This is a genomic window from Ensifer adhaerens (assembly GCF_013283195.1).
Taxonomy (GTDB): domain Bacteria; phylum Pseudomonadota; class Alphaproteobacteria; order Rhizobiales; family Rhizobiaceae; genus Ensifer; species Ensifer adhaerens_G.
Window position 1 is genome coordinate 359,552 of sequence record NZ_JABEKT010000002.1, and the last position, 21,801, is coordinate 381,352.

A 21,801-nucleotide genomic window follows, 5' to 3' on the forward strand; every position below is an offset into this window, starting at 1 on the left:
GTCAGCTCCTTTCCGGAAACAGCGCTTTGAGGCCCTGCGGCGACGCCGTGGCGACGCCGCGTTCGGTGATGAGGCCGGTGATGAGGCGCGCAGGCGTCACGTCGAAGGCCGGGTTTGCCGAGGGGCTGCCTTCGGGTGAGACGCGCACCGAGATGATCGCGCCATCGGGGCCACGCCCTTGCACGAAGCTTACCTCGTCGCCGGTGCGTTCCTCGATCGGGATCTCCTTGACGCCGTCCTTGACCGTCCAGTCGATGGTTGGCGACGGGAGCGCGACATAGAAGGGAACATCGTTGTCGCTGGCGGCGAGCGCCTTCAGGTAGGTGCCGATCTTGTTGCAGACATCGCCGTTGGCCGTCGTGCGGTCGGTGCCGACGATCACCATGTCGACGGCGCCGTGCTGCATCAGGTGGCCGCCGGCATTGTCGACGATCAGCGTGTGCGGCACGCCATGGCCGTTGAGCTCCCAGGCGGTCAGCTGAGCGCCCTGGTTGCGCGGCCGGGTTTCGTCCACATAGACATGCACGGGAATACCCGCTTCGGTCGCCATATAGATCGGTGCCGTCGCCGTTCCATAGTCGACGGTCGCAAGCCACCCGGCGTTGCAATGGGTCAGGATGTTGACCGGCTCGCCGGGCTTCTTCGTCGCCGCGATCTCGCGGATGATCTTGAGGCCGTTCGCCCCGATCGCCCGGTTGAGCTGCACGTCCTCCTCGGCGATTTCGCCGGCGCGCCGGTAGGCGGCCTCGGCGCGGTCGTCGACCGACAGCGGCCGCAGGAACTGGCGCATGGCCTCGAGCGCCCAGCGAAGGTTGATCGCGGTCGGTCGGGTCTCGTTGAGCTCCTCCCAGACCGCATCGAGATGCCGGTCGGACGGGTCGTGCGCCATGGCAATCGCGACTCCGTAGGCGGCGGTGACGCCGATCAGCGGCGCGCCGCGCACCCACATGTCGCGGATGGCGACCGCCACGTCTGCGACTGTCTTCAGCGTGACGATCCGGAATTCGTGCGGCAGCCAGCGCTGGTCGATGATGTCGACCGAGCGGCCGTCGGCGTTGAGCCAGATCGTATGGTAGTGCTTTTCTCCGACTTTCACGAAAGTGTCTCCTGCTGAAGCCGTTGCGCGGTGGCGCGAATGTCCCTGAGGCTCGCAATGCGATCCCGGTTGACGGCGAGATGACGACCGAGCTTCAGTGCCTTGCTTTCGCATTCGGCGCGGCGGTTGAGGTCGTCGATGGTTTCGAAATCGGCATTGTGGGCAAGGCCGAGGATGCGTCTGAGGATCTCGACGCCGGCAAAGCCGAGCATCTCGCGGTAGATCTCATCGAGAACGATGGTCAGCGCCTGTTCCGAGCCGAACGGATCGTCGCGGTCTTCGAAAAGGCTTGCCTGGTAGAGGATGCCCTTGCGCTCGCTCCGCCACAGAGCCGAAAACTCGTCGCAGAAGGTTTCCCAGATCGTCTCCGTGGTATCCAGCAGGTAGGTGCGCATCCGGTCGCGTTCGCCGGCGACGGTCTCGTGGCCTTCCTGCGAGAAGTAGCTCATCCAGAAATTCGCAAGCAGCATACCGACATCGAAGCTGATCGGGCCGTAGAAGGCGAATTCCGGGTCGATGACACGCGTCTCGTCGTCGGTGACCATGACCGAACCGGTGTGCAGGTCGCCGTGGCATAGGGTTTCGGCCTTGGCGGAGAAGATGTGTTTCAGCCGCTGGGCTTCCACCTTCAGGTCACGGTCGCGGCGCAGTTCCTCGACCAGGCTGTCGAGGTGCGGGCTCGTGTGCCGGTTCATCTCCGCTTCGAAGTAAGGATCGGAGAAAACAAGGTTTTCGGTGATGTCGCAGAGTTCGACATTATCGGCGAAGAGGGCGAGATCGGCCTTCTTGTCGCGTGTCGGCATCGAAAGATCCGAGCCGCGGAAAAGCGTGCGGGCCGCGAAAAGCCCGAGATCGCGGCCGATCTTCGGCAACATGCGCCCCGCAATCAGAGCGCGCCGCAGGATCACGTGCGGTGTCAGGTATTCCATGATGATCATCGCCTGCTCGGCGTCGAAGAACAGGATTTCCGGCACCATGCCCGGATCGCGGGCAGCCTGGCGAATGAGGGCGTGGTATTCGAAGAACGAGCGCTTCAAGGGCAGGGGCCAGCGTTCGCCGACAAGCCGGACATAGGGGAGCGCCTGCTTGACGATCGCAGCCCCCTTCTCGCCCGTGACGATGAAGACGAGGTTGAGGTTGCCATCGCCGACCTCCTTGACCTGCCAGCGAAGATGGTCCGCGCCGATCCTGTCGCAAAGGGCCGTGTTATCGCTCAGTCTCAATGGCAGCGTTTCGGCGCTGAGCGCCTCGAACACGTGCTTGTCCATATGGTCCTCCCTATCGACATGACCGGCCTTCACCGCTCCTCGTCATGCTGTCTTGGGTCATAGGTAAGTCGCCATTCTGTCAAATGTCAACAGCCTTGACATTTGATGGATAGCCATCCTAACCTGCCTTCATTGGGAGGAGAGCATGAGCGAACAAGCAGTGTTTCGCATCGAGGGCGTGCGCAAATCCTTCGGGCCGATACCGGTCCTGAAGGGCGTCGATCTCGAATTGCGCAAGGGTGCCGTCACGGTGCTGATGGGCGCCAACGGCGCTGGAAAGTCGACACTGGTGCGCATCCTCAGTGGCGTCTACGTCAGCGATGCCGGGGATATGCGGCTCAGCGATATTCCATTTGCCCCGGCAACGCCGGCCGAGGCGATCCGGGCCGGCGTGGTGACGGTTCACCAGAACATCAATGACGGCGTCGTCGCCGATCTCGATGTGGCGACCAATCTCACGCTCGACCGGCTGAACGGTCGCGGTGCACGCCTGTTTTTCAACCCGCGCCGTGTCCGGCGTGAGGCAGCCGTCGTTGCGGCCCGCATGGGCCTCGCGATCGATCTTTCCGCCGATATCAACGACCTGACGCTTGCCGACCGACAGATGGTGGCGATTGCCCGCGCCATGGCGCATGAACCGCAGGTGCTGATCCTCGACGAGCCGACCTCGTCGCTGTCGAGTGCCGAGGCCGATCGGCTGTTCGAGCTTCTCGACCGGCTAAAAGCCCGCGGCGTCGCCATCCTCTATATTTCCCACCGGATGTCCGACATCCGCAGGCTCGCCGACAGCATCGTCACGCTGCGCGACGGGCGCATAACCGGCCGTTTCGAAGGGGCGGATCTGGATTACGAAGGCGCTGTCAACGCAATGCTCGGGCAAAAGGTTTCGGCAGGTGCCGTGACCGTGCGCGACGGTTCCGGTGCAGTCTTTTCGGTGAAGAGCCTGCGGCTGACGCAGACGTCCCGTCCGTTCGACCTGGCGCTTGGCGATGGCGAAATCGTCGCCGTGACCGGGCTTGTCGGTGTCGGCAAGACGGCGCTGGCCGAGACGCTTTTCGGCGCGCGTTCGCCCGTGGCAGGGCTGATGACGCTTGACGGCGCGGCCTACCATCCACAATCGACCGGTCAGGCGATTGCCAAGGGCGTGTTTCTGGTCGCCAAGGATCGGGCCGACAGCGGCATCGTTCCGGACTTCAATATCTACGAGAACATCAGCCTGCCGTTCCTTAAGCGGCTGTCGCGTTTCGGCATATCGAGCAGGTCGGCCGAACGGGCGAAATCGCGGGCGCAGATCGCGGCACTTGGCGTCGTCTGCCGCAGCGAGCGCGACGAGATGCAGACCCTTTCCGGCGGCAATCAGCAGAAGGTGATGGTCGGGCGCTGGCTCTCCGAGCCTTCGCGCCTGCTGATCCTCGACGAGCCCTTCCAGGGCGTCGACATTGCCGCGCGCCGCGACATCGGCGCCAAGCTGCGCGCCTCGGCCTCGGGCCGCGCCACCATCGTTTTCCTGACCGAACTCGACGAAGCCTTCGAGATCGCCGACCGCATTCTCGTGATGTCGGAACACACTGTAGTCGGCGAGCATCGCAACGCCTCGGTCGACGTCGAGCGGCTCCTCCAGGAGATCGCCGGTCAACATCATCAGCAGGGACAGCCTCATGAGCAGTGAACAGATAAAACCCACGGCGCCTGCCGCTTCAGTGCTACCGGCTTCGCCGGCAAGTGCCGCGTTCAGCCTGCGCGACCTCGCGATCAAGTACGGCTTCCTTGTTCTGCTGGCGGGGCTGGTCATCTATTTCTCGCTGGTGACCAACGGCTTTTCCTCGCCGCAGAGCGCGGTCTTCATCCTGCAATCCGTATCGATCACCGGTATCCTGGCGCTCGGCGTCACGGCCACGCTCGTCGTCGGCGGTTTCGACCTGTCGATCGGCTCGGTCGCGACCACGTCGATGATGGCGTCATCCTATGTGATGGTGGTGATGGGCGGCGACGCGCTGACGGCGACACTCGTCTGCCTGGCGATCGGCGTTCTCGTCGGCCTGATCAACGGCATCATCATCGTCTATATGCGCGTGCCGGATCTTCTGGCGACGCTCGGCATGATGTTCCTGCTGCTCGGCCTGCAGCGCATCCCGACCGAGGGGCGCTCGATCGCCGCCGGCATGACGCTTCCCGACGGCTCTGTTGCGACAGGCACGTTCAGCCCGGCCTTCCTGGCGCTCGGGCGCCATCGCTTCGATCTGATCCTGCCGAACCTCGTGCCGGTCTCGGTGGTGGTGCTGATCGTGCTGGCCGTCGTGATCTGGTTCTTCCTCGAATACACCCGCTTCGGGCGGATGATGTATGCGGTCGGCTCCAACGAGCGCGCCGCCGGGCTGGCGGGCGCCCCGGTCAATGCCTACAAGATCTCGGCCTATGTCATTTCGGGAGTCTTCGCCTCGATCGGCGGCATTCTGCTCGCCGCCCGTCTCGGCCGCGGCGACATCGCCTCGGGCAACAACCTGTTGCTCGACGCGGTCGCAGCCGCCCTGATCGGCTTTGCCGTGCTCGGAGCTGCCAAGCCGAATGCGTTCGGTACGGCGATCGGCGCGCTCTTTGTCGGCATCCTGCTCCAGGGCCTGACGATGATGAATGCGCCTTACTACACCCAGGACTTCATCAAGGGCGCCGTTCTCGTCATCGCCCTGATCTTCACCTTTGCGCTCTCGAAAAGAGGCAAACGCTGACGGGAAAGCCCCGGAGGCGGAAAACAAACGTTCACCAGTGGAGGAGACTGAAATGAACTTTACACGCAGAGCAATGGGCAAGCTGGCGCTTGGCCTTGCAGGAACCGTGGCCTTCGCCACCGCTTCCTTTGCCGCCGACATGCCGAAGCCCTTCGACAAGCCAGGCGACGTCAAGATCGCGCTCGTGCGCTATCTGTCGACCGGCGACTTCTTCCAGTCCTACCTTGCCGGCGTGGAGGCGCAGGCAAAGGCACTCGGCGTCCAGCTTCAGGTTCTCGACAGCCGCCAGGACGCAGCGCTTCAGGCCGACATGGTCGACCAGGCGATCGCGCTCGGCGTGCAGGGGATCATCATCCAGCACGGCCTGACGGAATCGATGAAGGAAGCCGCCCAGCGCGCCGTCGATGCCGGCATCAAGGTCGTCGCTTTCGACGTCAACGTCGAGAACGAGAAGATCCCGCAGGTCGAACAGTCCGACCGAGACCTTGCCCGCCTTGCCCTAGAGCAGGCGATCAAGGACAACGGCGACAGCTTCAAGGCCGGCTACGTCTATGTCGCTGGCATCGCGCCGCTCGACCGCCGCGACGAGACCTGGAAGGAATTCAAGGCGAAGTATTCGGGTATCAACGAGATCTCGCAGTTCGGCACGATGGACAACCCGATCGCCAACTCGGTTGCCAACCAGGCGCGCTCGGTCATCTCCGCCAACCCTGATATCACCGTGATGTTTGCGCCCTATGACGAGTTCGCCAAGGGCGTGAAGATCGCGGTCGACGAAGCCGGTCTGTCGCAGAGCGTGAAGATCTATTCCGCCGACATCTCGACCTCGGATATCGCCGCGATGCGCGAGCCGGATTCCGCCTGGGCGGCAACGGCCGCCACCAACCCGGCCGTGGTCGGACAGGTTTCGGTCAGAACGCTTGCCATGCTGCTTGCCGGCGAGGATCCGGGCCGTAGCGTCATTGTGCCTCCGACGCTGATCACCCAGAAGGACCTGAACGATCAGGACATCAAGAACATGGAAGAACTCGGCACCAAGCTGCCGCAGTTCGCTCATGCGGATGTTGCCATGCCGGCATGGATGCCGAAGCCCTGATCCGTACTGTCAATTTGAAAGAAAGCGGGGCGGTCGAAAGGCTGCCCCGTTTGCATGTTGCCGACCTTGCGCGTCGGGCCGTGTTCCAAGAGCGACCTAGGCGGTTGCTGCTTGGACCCGGCCGAGGCCGTCGCGCCGCCAGCGGTCGATCACTCGGCGCGCCATCGATGTGGTAACGACGAGATGCGAGGCGAAGCCGCCCTTCAGCGCGGCCATCAACGGCTCGAACTTGCTGTCTTCCTGGACGACCAGCATGCGCTTCTCGATGGCGCGGATCGATCCGAGATCGGCGGAGATGCAGCGTCGATTGTGGGCGCAGTTCACCCATTGGCCGTCACCGTCGATCAGCTGCCCGGCGATGACGCCGACGGCCCCTTCTTCGCCCATGCGGTGCATTTCATCGGCGCTGAGCGCGCCGCATTTGACGAGATGGCTGTCGTCTTCGATGCCGCCGACGGAATAGAGCGCCAGATGGCAGTCGGCGATCGTCGACAGCTGCTCGCGGATCACCGGTTCGCCGCGAAGCTCCTCGGCCAGCCGTTCGGATGACAGGACCAGCGGCGCGTAGAAATTGATGCCTTCGGCATTGAGCCGGCGCGCGATCTCCGTCGTGCACTGATCAGGCCGATAGGAATAGGGCGCTCCGAGGTTGCCGCAGAGCTGCACCACCGTGACGCCGCGCAGATCGGCGAAAGGCATCACGTCGGCGATGTGGTAAACCGTGCGTCCCCAGGCGACGCCGACGCGGTCGCCCTTGTTGATCAGCTCGAGGAAGACGGATGCGGCCAGCACCGGCATCTCCGCCGTCGGGTCCATGGCCTGTCGATCCTCCGGCACGATCCAGGCGGTCGTCACGCCGGTTGCGTCCTCCAGTTCGCGCGCCAGCACATCGTCGGTAAAAAGCTCCGTCGATGTGCTGATATTGACGATACCGGTCTCGCGTGCCCGCCTGAGATAGGTGGCAACAGAGGCACGTGATATGCCCAGTTTCTGCGCGACTTCATCCTGCCGTAGCCCATGGCTGTAGTAGAGCCATGCGGCCTTGTGCATGATCTGGTCGGTGTTGCGGATAGGCATGGGGATCCTTCATGCTGTCATTCCCTGACATTATTCACCGCTCATGACATAAGTCAAATCGTTGCTCGGCCCCGGCCGAAACGGGCAATGTTTGCCCAACCGCAGGGCCAACCGATTTCGCCTGATCTGTGTGCCACGGCGCCCGACGGAAGTCCGTGGCGCGCTGTCGGTTGCTGCCATGCAGGCACCGGTCGGCGCGGATCGAGCCGCTGCAGGTGAATGGCCCCCGGGCCATCGGTATCATCGGTGATTCCTGCGCCCGGTGCACATGAATTGCAAGCAGGCAGCGCCGTGCCGGATCATGGCTCGAAAATCGAGGAACGCTGCCGTCTGTTTGTCGCCTGACAAGGATATGCCGCCGAACGCGCGCTAATCCTGTGTTGCAGCCGGCGAGCAGTCGCCGCCCGGCCGCATCGGAAAAGTTTCAAGGAAGTACAGACATGGGGTCTTTGAGTATCTGGCATTGGTTGATCGTGCTTGCGGTGGTGTTGGTCCTGTTCGGACGGGGCAAGATTCCGGAGCTGATGGGGGATGTCGCCAAGGGCATTCGCAATTTCAAGCACGGCCTCAAGGATGATGCCGCCGCGCCGCCGGAAGGAGAGATCGACAGTAGCCAGCGTGAGGCGTGATCGACCCGCACCGGGTGGATCACGGCGAGCCGCCCGGTGCCGTCGGCCGTCAGCTGACGCTCAAGTTCCGGCGAGGCGCGAACGAACCGGCCCGTTACCAGGTGAAGAAAGGGTGTGCTCGGCACGTTGCCAAGAAAGGTGCCGGCGATGGCGAAGCCGGCCATCCGTCAGCAAGGAAAGGGACGTAGCATTTTCGACGCCGGGATCGTTCGCCAATTCCAGCTCGGGCAGGTTGCCCTTGGTGCCTCGCTCAGTCGTCATGCGCTGGCCTCGGTATTGCGGTCCACCTGTTGTGCGCCTGCGAGGATGACAGCGCCGGTGCGTGCGGCTTCGGCAATGTCTTCGAACAGCAATTGCGCTTCGGCCAGCAGGCTGCCATCCACCTCCTCATCGTCAACTTCATCGAGTTCGCAAAGCAGTTCCGCGATGGCGGCAATGCGCCGGCGTTGATACCTGGCGCGGTCCAGCCGGCGGCGCCGGTACCGGCCGGCGGCCAACCGCTCGAACTGGAGGAGCAACTGATCGATTTCCGCCCGGCAGGCGCAATCGAGAGTCGCGCCTGCAATCAGACGACGGATACCGGCGACGATGTCAGCGGGATCGGCATCGTCAGTCGGCTCGCGAACTGGAAGGGTCAACGCATCTGCCATCTTTCACCTCCATGGCGCGCGCCGGCAGGTGCTTCGATCCACGATGCGCCGGTCTGGCCATAGTGAAACCCGTTTGACAACGGCACGCCGGGATAGGCGGCCACCAGACGCGCAAGGCCTTCGGCCGCAGACATCAGCCCGGCGGCGACGGATTCATAGATGCGGGCGACCGTCACCATGTCGCAGTCCTGCGGCGATAGCCGGATCCGGCTGATGCCGGCGGCAGTCAGTGCCGGAAGTTCCTGCAACAGGCTTTGGCATGTGTGGGACATGGTCTGGACCCCGTTGAGGACGAGGAACGGCTGGCGATCAAGCGTCTCGACAATGAGCCCATCGCTGTCGTCGCCGCAGATGAACTGGCAATTGTCCTTCACCAGGCCCTTGGAACGGGCGTGAGCGCAACGCGCCGAGATTGCCAACGGCACGCGGCCAAAGCCGAAGATTTCGAACGCGACGTCAGGCGCATCACGAACGATCTCGCTGACCGACGCCATCGGCAACTCCGGTGGCAGGCAAATGCTGGTCGCGCCGCGCGACGCCAGCAAGCGGGCGGTGGCTCCATTATAGACATTGATCAGAGGGCCGATCGAATGCGGTTTGCCGGCAAGCAACCCGAGCGCAGACAGATCATTGGCCTCGATCGGGTGGATGCTGTCGCGCACCAGGCCGCGCACGAGTTGGCTCTCGCGCTCCAGGGTGACGAGTGCCAGCGAAGCAAGGCTGACTTTCTTGCCGGCGGCCTCCAGGCGTTCGATGACTTCGGCGACATGCGGCTCGATGAAATGCAGGCGCTTGGAGCAGACCGCTTCACCGAGGGTGACGTGGTCGACCGGGGCTTCGTCGGCAATGCGGAAATAGAAGTCACGCCACTTGGGTCCGTCCCAAAGGTAAAGCAAGGGTCCGAGACTGAGCGAGAGGTGGGGTGTAGCAGGCATGTCGTTATCTCCACCGCTTTTCATAGGCGCCCGACGTCGTCTTCTGTCCTTCGCTGAGCCGCCTGAGGCGCGACAGCAAGGCGGGTCTCTCAGTTGCATCGGCAGCGACAGCGCGGCGCATGACGGAAACGACCTCGGCGACATAGGCCTTGCCGCGCTGGCGCCCCTCGATCTTCAGTGCTCCGACGCCGGCATCGCGCAAGGCATCGATATGGTCCATGACGTCGAGCGAAACCGGATCCTCGAAGGCATATCCCCGCTCCTCGGCTATGTCGAAACGGCCCTTGCAGAGCGTGGGGTAACCGGCGGCCTCGCCGGCGGGAAACCGATTGATCGTGTAGTCACCGAGTTCCGACACGAGTTCGCTACCGTCCTCGCGGTAGCGCACATGGCTTGCCGGCGAGCAGACGCCGTTCATGTTGGGCGATTTGCCGGTGGCGTAGGATGACAGCGAGCAGCGTCCCTCCGCCATCACGCAAAGCCCGCCGAAAACGAAGACCTCGATTTCGCAGCTGATCTGGCGCGCAAGGCGGGCGATATCGGGAATGGTGAGGATGCGCGGAAGCACGACACGCTTCGCACCGAAGGTTTCGACCAGGAATTTGACCGCATCGGCATTGGAGGCGGACGCCTGCACCGAGACGTGCAGCCGTTGCTGCGGATGGCGCTCGGCGGTGTAGGCCATCAGGCCGAAGTCGGCGAGGATCAGGGCATCGGCGCCAAGGCGCACGGCATCATCGACGGCGTCATGCCAGAGCTTTTCCTGTCCAGCGCGCATGAAGGTGTTGATGGCGACGAAGGTCATCACCTTGTGTCGGCGGGCATAGGCAATCGCCGTCTTCAGCTCGTCGCGGGAAAAATTCAGGCCGGGAAAGTTGCGGGCATTGGTCTCGTCGCGAAAGCCGCAATAGACGGCATCGGCGCCGGCATCCACGGCCTCGCGAAAGGCGGCCGGCGTGCCTGCCGGACAGATCAGTTCCATCTCGCGGCCTCCCCCGACAATGCGCGTGTCCTGATTTCGCTGGCCGCGCGCCGAACCAGGGGCGCGAACGGGCCGCTCATGCGGGCGATATCCGCCGGCAGGTCGATATTGCAGTCGTCGAGCGCGTTGCGCAGCGCCAACATGGCCTCCATGTCGCCCGTTATCGTCAGGCTTCTGGAGAAGAATACGGCATCGCCATCGAGCTGACCCTCGAGCAGCGCCAGGAGCAGTACGAAGGTGCCGCCCATGCAGGCGTCGGCGGCCGGCAGGTGCGGCTTGCGGTGAACGGAAATGCGTCGAGCCGCCGGCTCTATCAGAAAGCCCAGTGGAAGGTCCGTGGGGACGAAGGCATAGCGTTTGTCGGCGTGCTCCCCGAGCCGGTCGAAAAGATCAGGGTGCTGCCGAACGACCTGGGCAAAGACGAGCCGCGTGGCGTGTTCGATGAGAGGAAGCGGCGCGAACCGCAACGGTGCGGTCATCGCAAAGGGTAGGGTCATGGGCTGCCTGCATGAAAACGGAGCAAAGAATGGCGGCATGCTAGTCGCCGTGTCGCCGCCGCTGTTTGTCCCACGTCAAAGACATCGGGCATTAGCCGCCCCTAAGAGGCGGAATGAACAAGAGCTTCCGTCCAGCCAGGGGATTTGCATCGCTTCAGGATTTTGCCTGTGCGCTGGAGCGTGAGGGAGAGCTGAAACGCATCTCTCGCCCCGTATCCCTGGTCCATGAGATCACCGAAATCCATCGGCGCATTCTGGCCGATCACGGCCCTGCGCTTCTCTTCGAGCGACCCGTCGATGCCTCCGGGCGGGTCCACGACATCCCGCTGCTCGCCAATATCTTCGGCACCGAACGCCGGATCGAGCGCGGATTCGGTCTGGGCGACGGCGGACTGGCCAGCCTTGCGCGCGATCTCGCGGACCTGCGCGATCCCCGCGCACCAGCGTCTCTGCGCGATGCCTGGGATCGGCTGCCGCTACTGCGCTCGGCTCTGTTCCTGCGTCCGAAGCATGTGACAGCCGCACCGTGCCAGGACGTCGTCTGGCGCGGCGCGGATATCGACCTCGGCCGCCTGCCGATCCAATGGTGCTGGCCGGGCGAGCCGGCGCCGTTGATCACCTGGCCGCTCGTCATCACCCGCGCGCCGGACGACCCGCTCGATGTCAATGTCGGCATCTATCGCATGCAGGTGCTCGGCCGTAACAGGGTGATCCTGCGCTGGCTTGCCCATCGCGGCGGTGCGCGGCACCACCGTCTGTGGCAGCGCCAGGGGCGCGATATGCCGGTCGCGGTGGCGATCGGTGCCGATCCGGCAACGATCCTTGCCTCGGTCATGCCGCTGCCGGAGGGGATGAGCGAGCTCAACTTCGCGGGCCTCTTGCGCCGGAGCCGAACGCAGCTCGTGGCCGCAACCTCGGTGCCGCTGGCCGTTCCGGCACAGGCCGAGATCGTGCTGGAAGGAACGGTGTCGGCAACCGAGACCGCCGACGAAGGGCCCTATGGCGACCACACCGGCTACTACAATTCGGTCGAGCCGTTTCCGGTCATGACGCTTTCCGCCATCACCACCCGCCACAAACCCTATTATCTCTCCACCTATACCGGTCGGCCGCCGGACGAGCCTTCGCGGCTGGGAGAGGCGATGAACACGCTGTTTGTTCCGCTTGCCAAGAAGCAGTTCCCGGAGATCACCGATCTCTGGTTGCCGCCGGAAGCGTGTTCCTATCGCGCCATGGTGGTCGCGATCGACAAGCGTTACCCCGGACAGGCGAAGCGCCTGATGATGGGGCTCTGGTCGATGCTGCCGCAGTTCAGCTACACCAAGCTGATCATCGCCGTCGACCCGGATATCAATGTCCGCCACTGGCCAGATGTGATGTGGGCATTGGCGACGCGCTTTGATGCCAGCCGCGATGTCACCGTCGTTGCCGACACGCCGATCGACTATCTCGACTTTGCGTCGCCACGCACCGGCCTCGGCGGCAAACTCGGGCTCGATGCAACGACGAAGATCGGTTCGGAGACCGATCGCGAATGGGGGCGTGTCCTCGATATGACGCCCGACGTCGTGCGCCAGGTCGATGCTATCTGGGCCGAACTCGGGCTTGAAAGGAAAACATCATGAGCCGGCACCGTATTGTCTTGGGGATCACCGGTGCATCGGGTGCCGCCATTCCGTTGCGCATTGCCGAGCGGCTTGCGCGGATCGAAGAAGTGGAACTGCATCTGGTGCTGTCGCCATCGGCGCATCGAACGCTCGCCCATGAGGTTGGCGGACATGCACTGTTGCGGCTCTTGGAGAAGGCGGACCGGACCTATGACCACGGCGATATCGGCGCTGCGATCGCCAGCGGATCGTTTCCGACCGCCGGCATGATCGTCGCGCCGTGTTCGATGCGCACGCTTGCGGCGATCACCAATGGGCTTGCCGACAATCTCATCGTGCGCGCCGCCGACGTGCACCTCAAGGAGCGTCGCCGTCTCGTGCTGATGGCGCGCGAAACGCCGCTTCATCTCGGGCACCTGCGCAACATGTGCGCGGTGACGGAGATGGGCGCGATCGTCATGCCGCCGGTCCCGGCCTTCTATCATCGGCCTGATAGCGTCGAGGCGATCGTCGATCATCTCGCCGCAAGGGCGATCGATCTTCTCGCATTGCCGATCGCGCCTCTTGCCGTCGCCTGGCAGGGGGAAGTTCAGCCGAAAGGCAATGCCTGCAACAACGGATCTGCGCCGAACATCGCGTAGTGGCCGCCCGCCAGCAGCCAGAAGGTAACCGCAGCGGTCGCGAAGGCCGACAGGATCATCACCGAATCGGCTCGCAGGCGCGCTTGGCCTTTCAGGATCGCGGCGAAGGGAAAAACCGAGGTACCTTGCCGGGCCGCCGGCCAGGTATCCCCGAGGCGCCGCCGCACACGCTTTTCCACCATGAAGAACCCACCGAGCGCAAACAGCGCGAAGCCACCGAAGAGCACCAGGGAGCGCAGGTCGCCATTGGCGATGACATGGCCGACGGCCCAAAGCAGGAAGCCCCAGAGGACCGGATGGCGCGTCACGCTGACGATTGCGCCTTTCCGTTCGTTGCCCTGAAAAATGGAGATCGACAGCGGGTTTTCGCTGAACAGGCCGGCGAGGACGAGGAAGACGCCGCATGGCGCGAGAATGAATGTCGTCCAGGCCTGCCACTGGGCCGGCTCCCAGAGCGGGATGAAATCAAGCGCGAGCGCTGCCTGAAAAACCCAGATCAGCGCGACGATCGACAGTAGCGAATAGAGGCTGAAATAGGTTCGCCGCCCCAGCAACGTGATGAGCCGCTGACGCAACCTCGGCAATGCCGGCACCATGTGAAGGGCAAGGAAAACTGTGAATGCCAGAAGGAAATTGTACATCGACCGGACCTCAAACCCTCTGCGCGAGAAGCAACCGTTCGGTCGCGACATGGCGCCGGACGGTTTCGAAAAAGGCGCGCAGCATGTAGCCGATCGCCTCCCAGCTGTGCGGACTGCGGCCATGAAGCAGTTCATTGAGGACGCGGGCAACTTGCTCGGCCGATTGCCCATCATGCCGGTGCTCGTCGCGCAGGCGTTCGATCAGCCTTTGTCCGTCGTCCTGGCATCGCACAGCCGCGATCGCTGGAAACAGGATTTCTTCCTCCAGCCTGTGTACGATCAGCAGTGTCGAGGGTAGCTTGTCCGCAACCTCGCGGCAGCTCGCCGTATCGATGCGGCGCGGCAGGGAGTCGGCAACGGCCTCAAGGCGATCGCACAATTCGAGGAGGCTTTGATAGCCTTCCTCCAGGGCATCTTGTCCAGGCATCGGCCGCTCCGTGATCGAGATTTGTCATCCCCCAATCCTCTAGGCGCAATCGATAGGGCGATCTTTGACATTTCGCAAAGTGGATGACGTCCCGCGGAAGAACGCCGCGGCGTGATGCAGTTACTGCGAAGGGTCGAGAAACAGCACGACGGCGATCGCGATGGAGAACAGCACGGCCGACAGGGTCGCGGCGCGCTGCAGAACGCCCATGCGGTAGAGAAGGATGGCGAACCCGACAATGATCGGGGTTGCGACGGAAAGGCCGATTTGTGCGTCTGTCATCGGAAAACTCCTGGATTGCTCCTGCTGCTATCAGTCCGGTTGGACCGCCTCTTTGCGCAATCGCAAAGACAGAAAGCGCCTGCCTGCCTAGCTGACGGCGGTTCTGGCAAAGGAGTTGACGCATGGACGGGCACGTCCTTCCGACGGAAGACCAAGAAGATCAGGCATCCGCCGACGACCTTTTGCTTTGGGTGCTGGTGTGGAGCGAGCTGGCGGCATTCGGCATCCTGCTCGCTGGCTTTCTGGTGGTCGGGTTCCTCCGGGCGGACGCGTTTGCGGAAGCCCGGTCGCATCTCAATCCGCTGCTCGCCGGCATCAATACGCTCGTACTTCTGGCCAGCGGCTGGCAGGCGGCCCTGGCGGCGCGCCCGGCCGCTTCGATTTCCGCACGCCGGCGCGCGCTCGTTCTGGCAGCCCTTTTCGGTTTTGGTTTTGTCGCCATCAAGCTTTTCGAATATTCGACCGAAATCGGCGCGGCCGGATTGCCGCAGTTCGGCGCCTTCTTCGAACTCTATTTCCTCATCACCGGCTTCCACCTGCTGCACGTCGGCTTCGGCAGCGCCATCCTGCTGTTGGTCGCCTGGCGCCCGAGCCCCGGAAACATCGTGCTGATCACCACGCTCTGGCACGTGATCGACCTTGTCTGGATCGTGATGTTCCCGCTCGTCTATCTCGTGTGATCGCCATGACCCATCACAATGAACGTCGACTACGGAAGACCTTTGCGACGCTGGTCCTGCTCGTTGCTTGCGGCATGATCCTGATGACGCTCTGGGGCGGAACGGCTGCAGCAACAGCGGCCCTCCTGGTTCTGGCGGTGATCAAGTGCCGGCTTGTTGCCCTTGATTTCATGGGCCTCGCTCAGGCGCCGGCCGGGCTGCGGTTCGGGCTCCTGGCGTGGCCGGCGATCCTTGCGCTTCTGGCGCTGGCAAAGCTTGCGATGGGCGTGACGCTATCTGCTTGAAACCACTCTTTGTCTTGTTTGCCAAAACGCAAAGAAGGCCTTCCGGAAATCCCTAGACATGGTTCGCGCCCCGATAGTTCGGCGCCGCACGTCGCGGCGCCAGGCGGGGAGGGGATCAGTAAAGCCGGCCCCGGTGTCTAAGGCCGGCTGAAGTCGAAAGGATCACGTGATGGCAGAACGCCTCACCAAGACCGGGGCCCGAAACGTCTTTTACGGCGGGTCCTTCTTCTTTTTTGCAATCTTTGTCGGGCTCACCGCCCACAGCCACTACTACATGCGGACGGTCTCCACCGACGAGTCGACGCTGACGGACGCAGTCGCCCGCGGCAAGCACGTCTGGGAGAAGAACGCCTGTATCAACTGCCACACGCTTCTTGGCGAAGGCGCCTATTTCGCGCCCGAGCTCGGCAATGTCTGGAAGCGCTGGGGCGGCGAGACCGATCCGGAAGGTGCACGCGAAACGATGAAGGCCTGGATGGCCGCCCAGCCGAGCGGCATCGAAGGCCGCCGCCAGATGCCGCAGTTCAACCTCACCGAACAGGAGCTCAACGACCTCGCCGATTTCCTGGAGTGGACGAGCCGCATCAAGACCCAGAACTGGCCGCCGAACGAGGCCGGCTAAGCGTTGCGATTGGAGTGTGAAATCATGAAATACCAGACCCAGAAGGTCGCAATGCTCTATTTCTACGGAGCGATCGGCCTGTTTCTCGCTCAGGTGCTGTTCGGCGTGCTTGCCGGCACCATCTATGTCCTTCCCAATACCCTGTCCGAACTGCTGCCTTTCAACATCGTTCGCATGGTGCACACCAACGCCCTCATAGTTTGGCTGCTGATGGGCTTCATGGGCGCAACATACTACCTCCTGCCGGAAGAGGCGGAGACCGAGCTCTACAGCACCAAGATCGCGATCGCCCAGTTCTGGATCTTCCTGATCGCCGCTGCCATCGCCGTCGTCGGCTATCTCCTGCGCATCCACGAAGGCCGCGAGTTTCTTGAGCAACCCTTCGCGATCAAGGTCGGCATCGTCATCGTCGCGCTGATGTTCCTCTACAACATCACGCTGACAGTCCTTAAGGGCCGCAAGACGACCGTCACCAACATCCTGATCTTCGGGCTCTGGGGCGTTGCGATCTTCTTCCTCTTCGCCTTCTACAACCCGATCAACCTCGCGCTCGACAAGATGTACTGGTGGTACGTCGTTCACCTCTGGGTCGAAGGCGTCTGGGAACTGATCATGGCGTCGGTGCTCGCCTTCCTGATGATCAAGCTCAATGGGATCGACCGGGAAGTCGTCGAGAAATGGCTTTACGTCATCGTCGGCCTGGCGCTGTTTTCGGGCATCCTTGGCACCGGCCACCACTACTACTGGATCGGCGCGCCGGGTTACTGGCAGTGGATCGGCTCGCTGTTCTCGACGCTTGAGGTCGCACCGTTCTTCACCATGGTGATCTTCACCTTCGTGATGACCTGGAAGGCCGGGCGCAAACACCCGAACAGGGCGGCGCTGCTGTGGTCGATCGGCTGCTCGGTGATGGCCTTCTTCGGTGCCGGCGTCTGGGGTTTCCTGCACACGCTGTCGTCGGTGAACTATTACACCCACGGCACCCAGGTGACCGCCGCGCACGGGCACCTCGCCTTCTTCGGCGCCTATGTCATGCTCAACCTTGCGGTCATGGCCTATGCGATCCCCGAAATCCGCGGGCGCGCGCCCTACAACCAGATGCTTTCCATGGTCAGCTTCTGGATCATGTGCACGGCGATGTCGGTCATGACCTTCGCGCTGACCTTTGCCGGTGTCCTTCAGTCCCATCTGCAGCGGGTTCTGGGCGAGAGCTACATGGACGTCCAGGACCAGCTGGCGCTGTTCTACTGGATCCGCCTCGGCTCGGGCGTCTTCGTCATGATTTCGGCGCTGATGTTCGTCTGGGCGATCTTCGTCCCCGGCAAAGAGCGTAGCGAGAAGCTGAGTGCCTCGATGCAGCCTGCTGAATGAATGAACGCGCCGGTCCGGCTCGGCCGGACCGGCCAATCTTTTCCTCCCCCCTTTCACGGAGACATGCCATGAGCATTGTTCAACCAAGCCTGGTTCCGGTATCGATCGACATTCCCGCCTATAGTCCCTCGGGCAATGAGTGCGCGCTGTTCGAGAATGCCTGGGTCCGACAGTTGCCGCTCCTGCTCAAGGGGCCGACCGGTTGCGGCAAGACCCGTTTCGTCAGCCATATGGCGGCAAAACTCGGCCTGCCGCTTTCCACCGTTTCCTGCCACGACGATCTGGCAGCAGCGGACTTGACCGGGCGCTACCTGTTGAAGGGCGGCGATACGGTCTGGGTCGACGGTCCCCTGACACGGGCCGTACGCGAAGGCGGGATCTGCTATCTCGACGAGATCGTCGAGGCGCGGAAGGACGTCACCGTCGTGCTGCATCCGCTGACCGACGACCGCCGCATGTTGCCGCTGGAGCGGACCGGCGAGCTGCTCGAAGCGCCGTCGGCGTTCATGCTGGTCGTTTCCTATAACCCCGGCTACCAGAACCTGCTCAAGAGCCTGAAGCCCAGCACGCGGCAACGCTTCGTCGCCATCGAGTTCGATTTCCTGCCACGCAACGAGGAGATCGAGGTGGTTTCGCGTGAGAGCGGACTGGCTGCAAGCCAGGTGGCACCGCTCGTCAACCTTGCTCACCGCCTGCGCACCCTCAAGGGGCATGATCTTGAGGAGGGAGTATCGACCCGCCTGCTGGTCTACTGCGCCTGCCTCATCGATGCCGGAATGCCTGTCCGCGATGCGGTGCGTGCCGCGATGATCGAGCCGTTGACCGATGAGCCGGACGTGCGCGCAGCCCTTCTCGAGGTTGCTGCCTCCCTGATCGCTTGAGGATTGCGCCATGCTGGATTTCCTCGAACTCGAAGAAACTGTCGGGCGCGCCTGGCACCGTTTTATCGGCAACACGGGTACCTGGCGGCGCTATCCCGATGAGGCCGTCAAGCTGGTCGACATGATGCCGATGCTGGCGATCTGCTTTCGGGGGCACGGCGGTGAAACCGCCGTCCAGATCGTGCCGGCGCGCGGCCGCACGTCGGGCCATCGGCTGAAGTGGCGACAGAAGATGGGGCTCGGCGAGGAAAAGCTCGTTCAGCCCGGCCGGGATCACGCTTCGCTGATGTTGCCCGGCGAGATTGACATTTTTCCAGACAGACGCCTCAACATCGATCTCTACTTCTGGCTGGTCGCGTACATGGCGACCATGCCGCTCGTCCCGCGCGACGAAGCGGATCCCTTGCTGGCTGACCTGACATATTTGTCCCGGGCGCAGGAGACCGTGGCCGAGGTCTTCCAGCGCTTTCCTGGCATGCGCCACAAGTACTGCCGTCTTGCCGAAGCCGTTCTGGTCGAGCGTCAGCGCGGCTCCCTTCCGTCGGTGGAGCAGCATGTCGAAAACCGCGTGCTGCGGTTGCTGCGCAAGGCGGCCGGCCAGCTGGATACGACCTTGCCGGTGATCTTCCCGCATCGCGCCCCGCCGGGATATCTGCCGCTGCTGCCGGTCCCGCTGTGGCCGGATACGTTGCTGCGGCCGGAAACGACGACAGAACGCGATGACGATGTCGCGGCAACAGGTGCCGCCTCCAGCCAGATCGCCGAGACCGAACGCCACGTGGCCGTCCGGGAGAGCCCGGAGAACCGCAAGGGTGATCGCAGCCCCTTCATCCTCAATCGCTTCGAGAAGATCCTGGCGATGGCCGAGATGGTCAATGTCGACCGGCCATCCGACGACAGCGACGAACACGACAACAAAGCGGCGCAGGATCTTGACGAGATGACGCTGGGCGAGCGGAAGGGTCGCCCGTCCGCCCGTTTCCGCTTCGATCTCGACCTGCCGCCGGAAGCCGTCGATCCGACGCCGCTGACATCGGAGCTGACCTATCCAGAATGGAACTACAGGACGTCGAGCTATCTCAAGGACCATTGCCGCGTCTTGGCGGGCCCGGCCTCGGGCACCGAAGACCGGGCTGAGCTTACGGCGGAAACCAGGAGCCTGATCCGGCGGGTACGGCGCCAGTTCGAGGTGCTTCGGCCGCGCAACGAAATCCTGCGCGCGCAGATCGACGGCGCTGACCTCGATCTCGATGCCGTGGTGCGCGCCCGCACCGATCTGGCTGCAGGCGGGCAGGGGAGCGATCGCATCCACCTGATGAGCCGCACGCAGGTTCACGATCTCGCGGTCACGATCCTGGTCGACGTCTCGCTTTCGACCGATGCCTGGTCCGACAATCGCCGGGTGCTCGACGTGGAGAAGGAGGCCCTGCTCATTCTCGCCCACGGCCTGTCTGCCTGCGGCGACAATCATTCGATCCTCACCTTCACCTCGCGCCGGCGCGACTGGGTAAAGGTGGAGAGCGTCAAGGCTTTCGACGAGCCGATGAGTTCGCTCGTCGAAAGCCGTATCGCCGCCCTGAAGCCGGGATACTACACCCGCATCGGGGCCGCCATCCGCCATGCCGCAGCCGAACTGCAGAAACAGCCCAACCGCAAGAAGCTGTTGTTGGTCCTGACCGACGGCAAGCCGAATGACATTGATCATTACGAAGGGCGCTTCGCGCTGGAGGACAGCCGCAAGGCCGTCATGGAAGCGCGCCGCAGCGGCATCAGCACTTTTGCGGTTACCGTCGACCGCGAGGCGCAGTCCTACGTGCCGGCCATGTTCGGCCATAACGGCTATGCGTTGGTCGGCAATATCGCCCGGCTGCCGGCGGCATTACCGGCGATATACCGAAGCCTCGCGGGATAGGACGTTACTTGAAACAGAAAAAGGCCCGGTTGCGACCGGGCCTTTTTTGTTGGGTGTTGTCAGCGGTTCAGGCGGCTTTACTGTGCGTGCGTTGTCCGTCGTCGATGTAGGCATCGAACGCTGCGGCGACGGCGCGGATCACGAAGCGATGATCCTGCCTGACCGTCAAGACGCCATCGGCGATATCGAGCACGCCATCATCGACCATCGTTGCCAGCCGAACATTGCCGCCGAGAAGGAAATCCGGGTCTCGTCCGTGTGCGGTGGCGATTGCCTTGATGTCGACGGTGAAGTCGCACATCAACCTCTCGATGATTTCGGCACGCAGGCGGTCTTCCTCGGTCAGCCGGTAACCCTTCGTGGTTGCCAGTCGGCCGGAGGCGATATGGCTGGCATAAAGCCCCGGAGGAACCTCGTTCTGCACATAGCCGTCTCGCGAGCGGCCGATTGCCGAGGCGCCGAAGCCGATCAGCGTTTCGCAATTGTCCGTGGTGTAGCCCTGAAAGTTCCGCCGAAGCACGCCGGCCGATTGTGCGAGCACCAGATCGTCGTCGGGCAGGGCGAAGTGGTCGAGCCCGATCTGGCGGTAACCCGCTTGGCAAAGCGCTTCGCTGATGGCGAGCGCCTGATCGGTGCGCGCCGAAGCGTCGGGCAGCACGGCCTCGTCGATCATACGCTGGTGCTTCTTGAAGGATGGCACATGCGCGTAGCCGAAGACGGCAAAGCGTTCCGGTCGCATCGCGGTCGCAGCCTGGACCGTCTCGACGCAGGAGCGAACCGTCTGGTGCGGTAACCCGTAGATCAGGTCGAAATTGATACCTGCGACACCGGCGTTGCGAAGATGGGCCACCGCGTCGGCCGTCTGCTGCTCGCTCTGGATCCGGTTGATGGCCTTCTGCACGACCGGGTCGAAGCTCTGCACGCCGAGGCTGGCGCGCCTGACGCCGCCTTCGCCAAGCGCCTGCGCCATGGCGACGGTCAGGCGGCGAGGATCGATTTCGACAGCCACGCCCGTTTCGGCACCAAACTGATAACGCGCACGCAGGAGTGCCATCAGGGCCAGGAATTCTTCCGGTTCGATGATCGTCGGCGTCCCGCCGCCGAAATGGACCTCGCCGATCGGCAGCGGTCCCGACACATGATCGGCGACCATGCCGATCTCCTGCCTCAGCACATTGAGGTAATCGAGGATCGGCTCGTCCTGCCGGGTAATCGTGGTGTGACAACCGCAGTACCAGCACATCGACCGACAGAAGGGGATGTGCAGATAGAGAGAAACATCCCTGTCCGCCGGGACCGCGCCGAGCCAATCGGCGTAGGTGTCGCGACCGATGCCGGCGGAAAACCGCGGCGCGGTCGGATAGCTGGTGTAACGCGGCAAGTGCATCTCGGCGTATTTCATGAGGGCGGTGGACTGCATGGCGGTTCCTATCGATGTCGAACGATCGAACCGTTCTAGGCCGGATGGCCGTCCTCGTTCTTTGCGAAAAGCCAAGT

At 63.2% G+C, this 21,801-nt stretch carries 23 protein-coding genes; 12 read left to right on the forward strand and 11 right to left on the reverse strand.

Going from position 1 to position 21,801, the window contains the following annotated elements; all coding sequences use genetic code 11:
* Nucleotide 1: 1 nt before the first annotated feature.
* Together mtnA and mtnK are read right to left on the reverse strand one after the other, a co-directional pair.
* Nucleotides 2-1,096, reverse strand: a complete 1,095-nt coding sequence (gene mtnA / locus LPJGGPFB_RS18215; RefSeq protein ID WP_173421361.1) for an S-methyl-5-thioribose-1-phosphate isomerase — start codon at nucleotides 1,094-1,096, stop codon at nucleotides 2-4.
* On the reverse strand, nucleotides 1,093-2,364 hold the full coding sequence (gene mtnK / locus LPJGGPFB_RS18220; RefSeq protein WP_173421362.1) for an S-methyl-5-thioribose kinase: 1,272 nt from the start codon (nucleotides 2,362-2,364) through the stop codon (nucleotides 1,093-1,095). Before mtnK ends, mtnA begins: the two co-directional genes overlap by 4 nt.
* Before the next feature lie 145 nt (nucleotides 2,365-2,509).
* Here mtnK and LPJGGPFB_RS18225 point away from each other — a divergent pair, with 145 nt between their 5' ends.
* Genes LPJGGPFB_RS18225 through LPJGGPFB_RS18235 form a run of 3 tightly spaced genes read left to right on the forward strand, consistent with a single transcriptional unit; the run spans nucleotide 2,510 to nucleotide 6,186 of the window.
* Nucleotides 2,510-4,033, forward strand: a complete 1,524-nt coding sequence (locus LPJGGPFB_RS18225) for a sugar ABC transporter ATP-binding protein (RefSeq protein WP_173421363.1) — start codon at nucleotides 2,510-2,512, stop codon at nucleotides 4,031-4,033.
* Nucleotides 4,023-5,090, forward strand: a complete 1,068-nt coding sequence (locus tag LPJGGPFB_RS18230; protein WP_173421364.1) for an ABC transporter permease — start codon at nucleotides 4,023-4,025, stop codon at nucleotides 5,088-5,090. The genes LPJGGPFB_RS18225 and LPJGGPFB_RS18230 overlap by 11 nt, the downstream gene beginning before the upstream one ends.
* 52 nt (nucleotides 5,091-5,142) lie before the next feature.
* On the forward strand, nucleotides 5,143-6,186 hold the full coding sequence (locus LPJGGPFB_RS18235; RefSeq protein WP_112833332.1) for a substrate-binding domain-containing protein: 1,044 nt from the start codon (nucleotides 5,143-5,145) through the stop codon (nucleotides 6,184-6,186).
* A gap of 96 nt (nucleotides 6,187-6,282) precedes the next feature.
* Here the strand turns inward: LPJGGPFB_RS18235 and LPJGGPFB_RS18240 are convergent, their stop codons facing one another.
* Entirely contained in the window at nucleotides 6,283-7,263 is a 981-nt protein-coding gene (locus LPJGGPFB_RS18240) for a sugar-binding transcriptional regulator (RefSeq protein ID WP_173421365.1), read from the reverse strand.
* A 440-nt stretch (nucleotides 7,264-7,703) separates the two neighbouring features.
* Between LPJGGPFB_RS18240 and LPJGGPFB_RS18245 the strand changes: the two genes are divergently transcribed.
* Nucleotides 7,704-7,892, forward strand: coding sequence for a twin-arginine translocase TatA/TatE family subunit (locus LPJGGPFB_RS18245; RefSeq protein WP_173421366.1), 189 nt, complete (start codon nucleotides 7,704-7,706; stop codon nucleotides 7,890-7,892).
* Nucleotides 7,893-8,149: 257 nt separating this feature from the next.
* Here LPJGGPFB_RS18245 and LPJGGPFB_RS18250 read toward each other — a convergent pair whose 3' ends face one another.
* Genes LPJGGPFB_RS18250 through ubiT form a run of 4 tightly spaced genes read right to left on the reverse strand, consistent with a single transcriptional unit; the run spans nucleotide 8,150 to nucleotide 10,956 of the window.
* Nucleotides 8,150-8,542 carry a hypothetical protein gene (locus LPJGGPFB_RS18250; RefSeq protein WP_173421367.1) on the reverse strand — a complete coding sequence of 131 codons (393 nt, stop codon included), beginning with the start codon at nucleotides 8,540-8,542 and terminating at the stop codon, nucleotides 8,150-8,152.
* Nucleotides 8,527-9,477 carry a ubiquinone anaerobic biosynthesis protein UbiV gene (gene ubiV, locus LPJGGPFB_RS18255; protein WP_173421368.1) on the reverse strand — a complete coding sequence of 317 codons (951 nt, stop codon included), beginning with the start codon at nucleotides 9,475-9,477 and terminating at the stop codon, nucleotides 8,527-8,529. Before ubiV ends, LPJGGPFB_RS18250 begins: the two co-directional genes overlap by 16 nt.
* Before the next feature lie 4 nt (nucleotides 9,478-9,481).
* A complete protein-coding gene (ubiU, locus tag LPJGGPFB_RS18260) occupies nucleotides 9,482-10,459 on the reverse strand; it encodes a ubiquinone anaerobic biosynthesis protein UbiU (protein ID WP_173421369.1) in 978 nt (325 codons plus the stop codon).
* Complete coding sequence (ubiT, locus tag LPJGGPFB_RS18265; RefSeq protein ID WP_173422221.1) at nucleotides 10,450-10,956, reverse strand: ubiquinone anaerobic biosynthesis accessory factor UbiT; 507 nt, start codon at nucleotides 10,954-10,956, stop codon at nucleotides 10,450-10,452. The genes ubiU and ubiT overlap by 10 nt, the downstream gene beginning before the upstream one ends.
* 113 nt (nucleotides 10,957-11,069) lie before the next feature.
* On the opposite strand from ubiT, the gene LPJGGPFB_RS18270 reads away from it, so the two are divergent.
* Both LPJGGPFB_RS18270 and LPJGGPFB_RS18275 read left to right on the forward strand, forming a co-directional pair.
* On the forward strand, nucleotides 11,070-12,581 hold the full coding sequence (locus tag LPJGGPFB_RS18270) for a UbiD family decarboxylase (protein ID WP_173421370.1): 1,512 nt from the start codon (nucleotides 11,070-11,072) through the stop codon (nucleotides 12,579-12,581).
* Nucleotides 12,578-13,204: a UbiX family flavin prenyltransferase gene (locus LPJGGPFB_RS18275; RefSeq protein ID WP_173421371.1), complete on the forward strand. Its 627-nt coding sequence runs from the start codon at nucleotides 12,578-12,580 to the stop codon at nucleotides 13,202-13,204. Before LPJGGPFB_RS18270 ends, LPJGGPFB_RS18275 begins: the two co-directional genes overlap by 4 nt.
* Here the strand turns inward: LPJGGPFB_RS18275 and LPJGGPFB_RS18280 are convergent.
* From LPJGGPFB_RS18280 to LPJGGPFB_RS18290, 3 genes are all read right to left on the reverse strand, one after another.
* Complete coding sequence (locus tag LPJGGPFB_RS18280; protein ID WP_173421372.1) at nucleotides 13,153-13,845, reverse strand: NnrU family protein; 693 nt, start codon at nucleotides 13,843-13,845, stop codon at nucleotides 13,153-13,155. The genes LPJGGPFB_RS18275 and LPJGGPFB_RS18280 overlap by 52 nt on opposite strands.
* A gap of 10 nt (nucleotides 13,846-13,855) precedes the next feature.
* The gene (locus LPJGGPFB_RS18285) at nucleotides 13,856-14,272 is read right to left on the reverse strand and encodes a hemerythrin domain-containing protein (RefSeq protein WP_173421373.1); all 417 of its coding nucleotides are present in this window, start codon (nucleotides 14,270-14,272) and stop codon (nucleotides 13,856-13,858) included.
* Between the two features lie 120 nt (nucleotides 14,273-14,392).
* Nucleotides 14,393-14,554, reverse strand: a complete 162-nt coding sequence (locus LPJGGPFB_RS18290; RefSeq protein WP_173421374.1) for a hypothetical protein — start codon at nucleotides 14,552-14,554, stop codon at nucleotides 14,393-14,395.
* Between the two features lie 122 nt (nucleotides 14,555-14,676).
* On the opposite strand from LPJGGPFB_RS18290, the gene LPJGGPFB_RS18295 reads away from it, so the two are divergent.
* The 6 genes from LPJGGPFB_RS18295 (at nucleotide 14,677) to LPJGGPFB_RS18320 (ending at nucleotide 20,304) form a co-directional block, all read left to right on the forward strand.
* On the forward strand, nucleotides 14,677-15,234 hold the full coding sequence (locus LPJGGPFB_RS18295) for a cytochrome c oxidase subunit 3 (RefSeq protein ID WP_173421375.1): 558 nt from the start codon (nucleotides 14,677-14,679) through the stop codon (nucleotides 15,232-15,234).
* 5 nt (nucleotides 15,235-15,239) lie between these two features.
* The gene (locus LPJGGPFB_RS18300) at nucleotides 15,240-15,518 is read left to right on the forward strand and encodes a cytochrome C oxidase subunit IV family protein (protein ID WP_173421376.1); all 279 of its coding nucleotides are present in this window, start codon (nucleotides 15,240-15,242) and stop codon (nucleotides 15,516-15,518) included.
* Nucleotides 15,519-15,687: 169 nt separating this feature from the next.
* The gene (locus LPJGGPFB_RS18305; protein WP_025430210.1) at nucleotides 15,688-16,140 is read left to right on the forward strand and encodes a c-type cytochrome; all 453 of its coding nucleotides are present in this window, start codon (nucleotides 15,688-15,690) and stop codon (nucleotides 16,138-16,140) included.
* A 24-nt stretch (nucleotides 16,141-16,164) separates the two neighbouring features.
* Complete coding sequence (locus tag LPJGGPFB_RS18310; RefSeq protein WP_173421377.1) at nucleotides 16,165-17,511, forward strand: nitric-oxide reductase large subunit; 1,347 nt, start codon at nucleotides 16,165-16,167, stop codon at nucleotides 17,509-17,511.
* A gap of 68 nt (nucleotides 17,512-17,579) precedes the next feature.
* On the forward strand, nucleotides 17,580-18,392 hold the full coding sequence (locus LPJGGPFB_RS18315; protein WP_173421378.1) for a CbbQ/NirQ/NorQ/GpvN family protein: 813 nt from the start codon (nucleotides 17,580-17,582) through the stop codon (nucleotides 18,390-18,392).
* Nucleotides 18,393-18,402: 10 nt separating this feature from the next.
* On the forward strand, nucleotides 18,403-20,304 hold the full coding sequence (locus LPJGGPFB_RS18320) for a nitric oxide reductase activation protein NorD (protein WP_173421379.1): 1,902 nt from the start codon (nucleotides 18,403-18,405) through the stop codon (nucleotides 20,302-20,304).
* 67 nt (nucleotides 20,305-20,371) lie between these two features.
* Here LPJGGPFB_RS18320 and hemN read toward each other — a convergent pair whose 3' ends face one another.
* Nucleotides 20,372-21,724: an oxygen-independent coproporphyrinogen III oxidase gene (gene hemN / locus LPJGGPFB_RS18325; protein WP_173421380.1), complete on the reverse strand. Its 1,353-nt coding sequence runs from the start codon at nucleotides 21,722-21,724 to the stop codon at nucleotides 20,372-20,374.
* Between the last annotated feature and the right edge of the window lie 77 nt (nucleotides 21,725-21,801).

Bases quoted from the DNA above. Each gene is read 5' to 3' on its own strand.
- LPJGGPFB_RS18310 (WP_173421377.1), top strand. From the start codon at position 16,165: ATGAAATACCAGACCCAGAAGGTCGCAATGCTCTATTTCTACGGAGCG.
- LPJGGPFB_RS18250 (WP_173421367.1), bottom strand. From the start codon at position 8,542: ATGGCAGATGCGTTGACCCTTCCAGTTCGCGAGCCGACTGACGATGCC.
- LPJGGPFB_RS18315 (WP_173421378.1), top strand. From the start codon at position 17,580: ATGAGCATTGTTCAACCAAGCCTGGTTCCGGTATCGATCGACATTCCC.
- LPJGGPFB_RS18235 (WP_112833332.1), top strand. From the start codon at position 5,143: ATGAACTTTACACGCAGAGCAATGGGCAAGCTGGCGCTTGGCCTTGCA.
- LPJGGPFB_RS18225 (WP_173421363.1), top strand. From the start codon at position 2,510: ATGAGCGAACAAGCAGTGTTTCGCATCGAGGGCGTGCGCAAATCCTTC.
- LPJGGPFB_RS18245 (WP_173421366.1), top strand. From the start codon at position 7,704: ATGGGGTCTTTGAGTATCTGGCATTGGTTGATCGTGCTTGCGGTGGTG.
- LPJGGPFB_RS18320 (WP_173421379.1), top strand. From the start codon at position 18,403: ATGCTGGATTTCCTCGAACTCGAAGAAACTGTCGGGCGCGCCTGGCAC.
- LPJGGPFB_RS18305 (WP_025430210.1), top strand. From the start codon at position 15,688: ATGGCAGAACGCCTCACCAAGACCGGGGCCCGAAACGTCTTTTACGGC.
- mtnK (WP_173421362.1), bottom strand. From the start codon at position 2,364: ATGGACAAGCACGTGTTCGAGGCGCTCAGCGCCGAAACGCTGCCATTG.
- ubiT (WP_173422221.1), bottom strand. From the start codon at position 10,956: ATGACCCTACCCTTTGCGATGACCGCACCGTTGCGGTTCGCGCCGCTT.
- LPJGGPFB_RS18270 (WP_173421370.1), top strand. From the start codon at position 11,070: ATGAACAAGAGCTTCCGTCCAGCCAGGGGATTTGCATCGCTTCAGGAT.
- LPJGGPFB_RS18230 (WP_173421364.1), top strand. From the start codon at position 4,023: ATGAGCAGTGAACAGATAAAACCCACGGCGCCTGCCGCTTCAGTGCTA.
- LPJGGPFB_RS18290 (WP_173421374.1), bottom strand. From the start codon at position 14,554: ATGACAGACGCACAAATCGGCCTTTCCGTCGCAACCCCGATCATTGTC.
- LPJGGPFB_RS18285 (WP_173421373.1), bottom strand. From the start codon at position 14,272: ATGCCTGGACAAGATGCCCTGGAGGAAGGCTATCAAAGCCTCCTCGAA.
- ubiU (WP_173421369.1), bottom strand. From the start codon at position 10,459: ATGGAACTGATCTGTCCGGCAGGCACGCCGGCCGCCTTTCGCGAGGCC.
- LPJGGPFB_RS18300 (WP_173421376.1), top strand. From the start codon at position 15,240: ATGACCCATCACAATGAACGTCGACTACGGAAGACCTTTGCGACGCTG.
- hemN (WP_173421380.1), bottom strand. From the start codon at position 21,724: ATGCAGTCCACCGCCCTCATGAAATACGCCGAGATGCACTTGCCGCGT.
- ubiV (WP_173421368.1), bottom strand. From the start codon at position 9,477: ATGCCTGCTACACCCCACCTCTCGCTCAGTCTCGGACCCTTGCTTTAC.
- LPJGGPFB_RS18240 (WP_173421365.1), bottom strand. From the start codon at position 7,263: ATGCCTATCCGCAACACCGACCAGATCATGCACAAGGCCGCATGGCTC.
- LPJGGPFB_RS18295 (WP_173421375.1), top strand. From the start codon at position 14,677: ATGGACGGGCACGTCCTTCCGACGGAAGACCAAGAAGATCAGGCATCC.
- LPJGGPFB_RS18275 (WP_173421371.1), top strand. From the start codon at position 12,578: ATGAGCCGGCACCGTATTGTCTTGGGGATCACCGGTGCATCGGGTGCC.
- LPJGGPFB_RS18280 (WP_173421372.1), bottom strand. From the start codon at position 13,845: ATGTACAATTTCCTTCTGGCATTCACAGTTTTCCTTGCCCTTCACATG.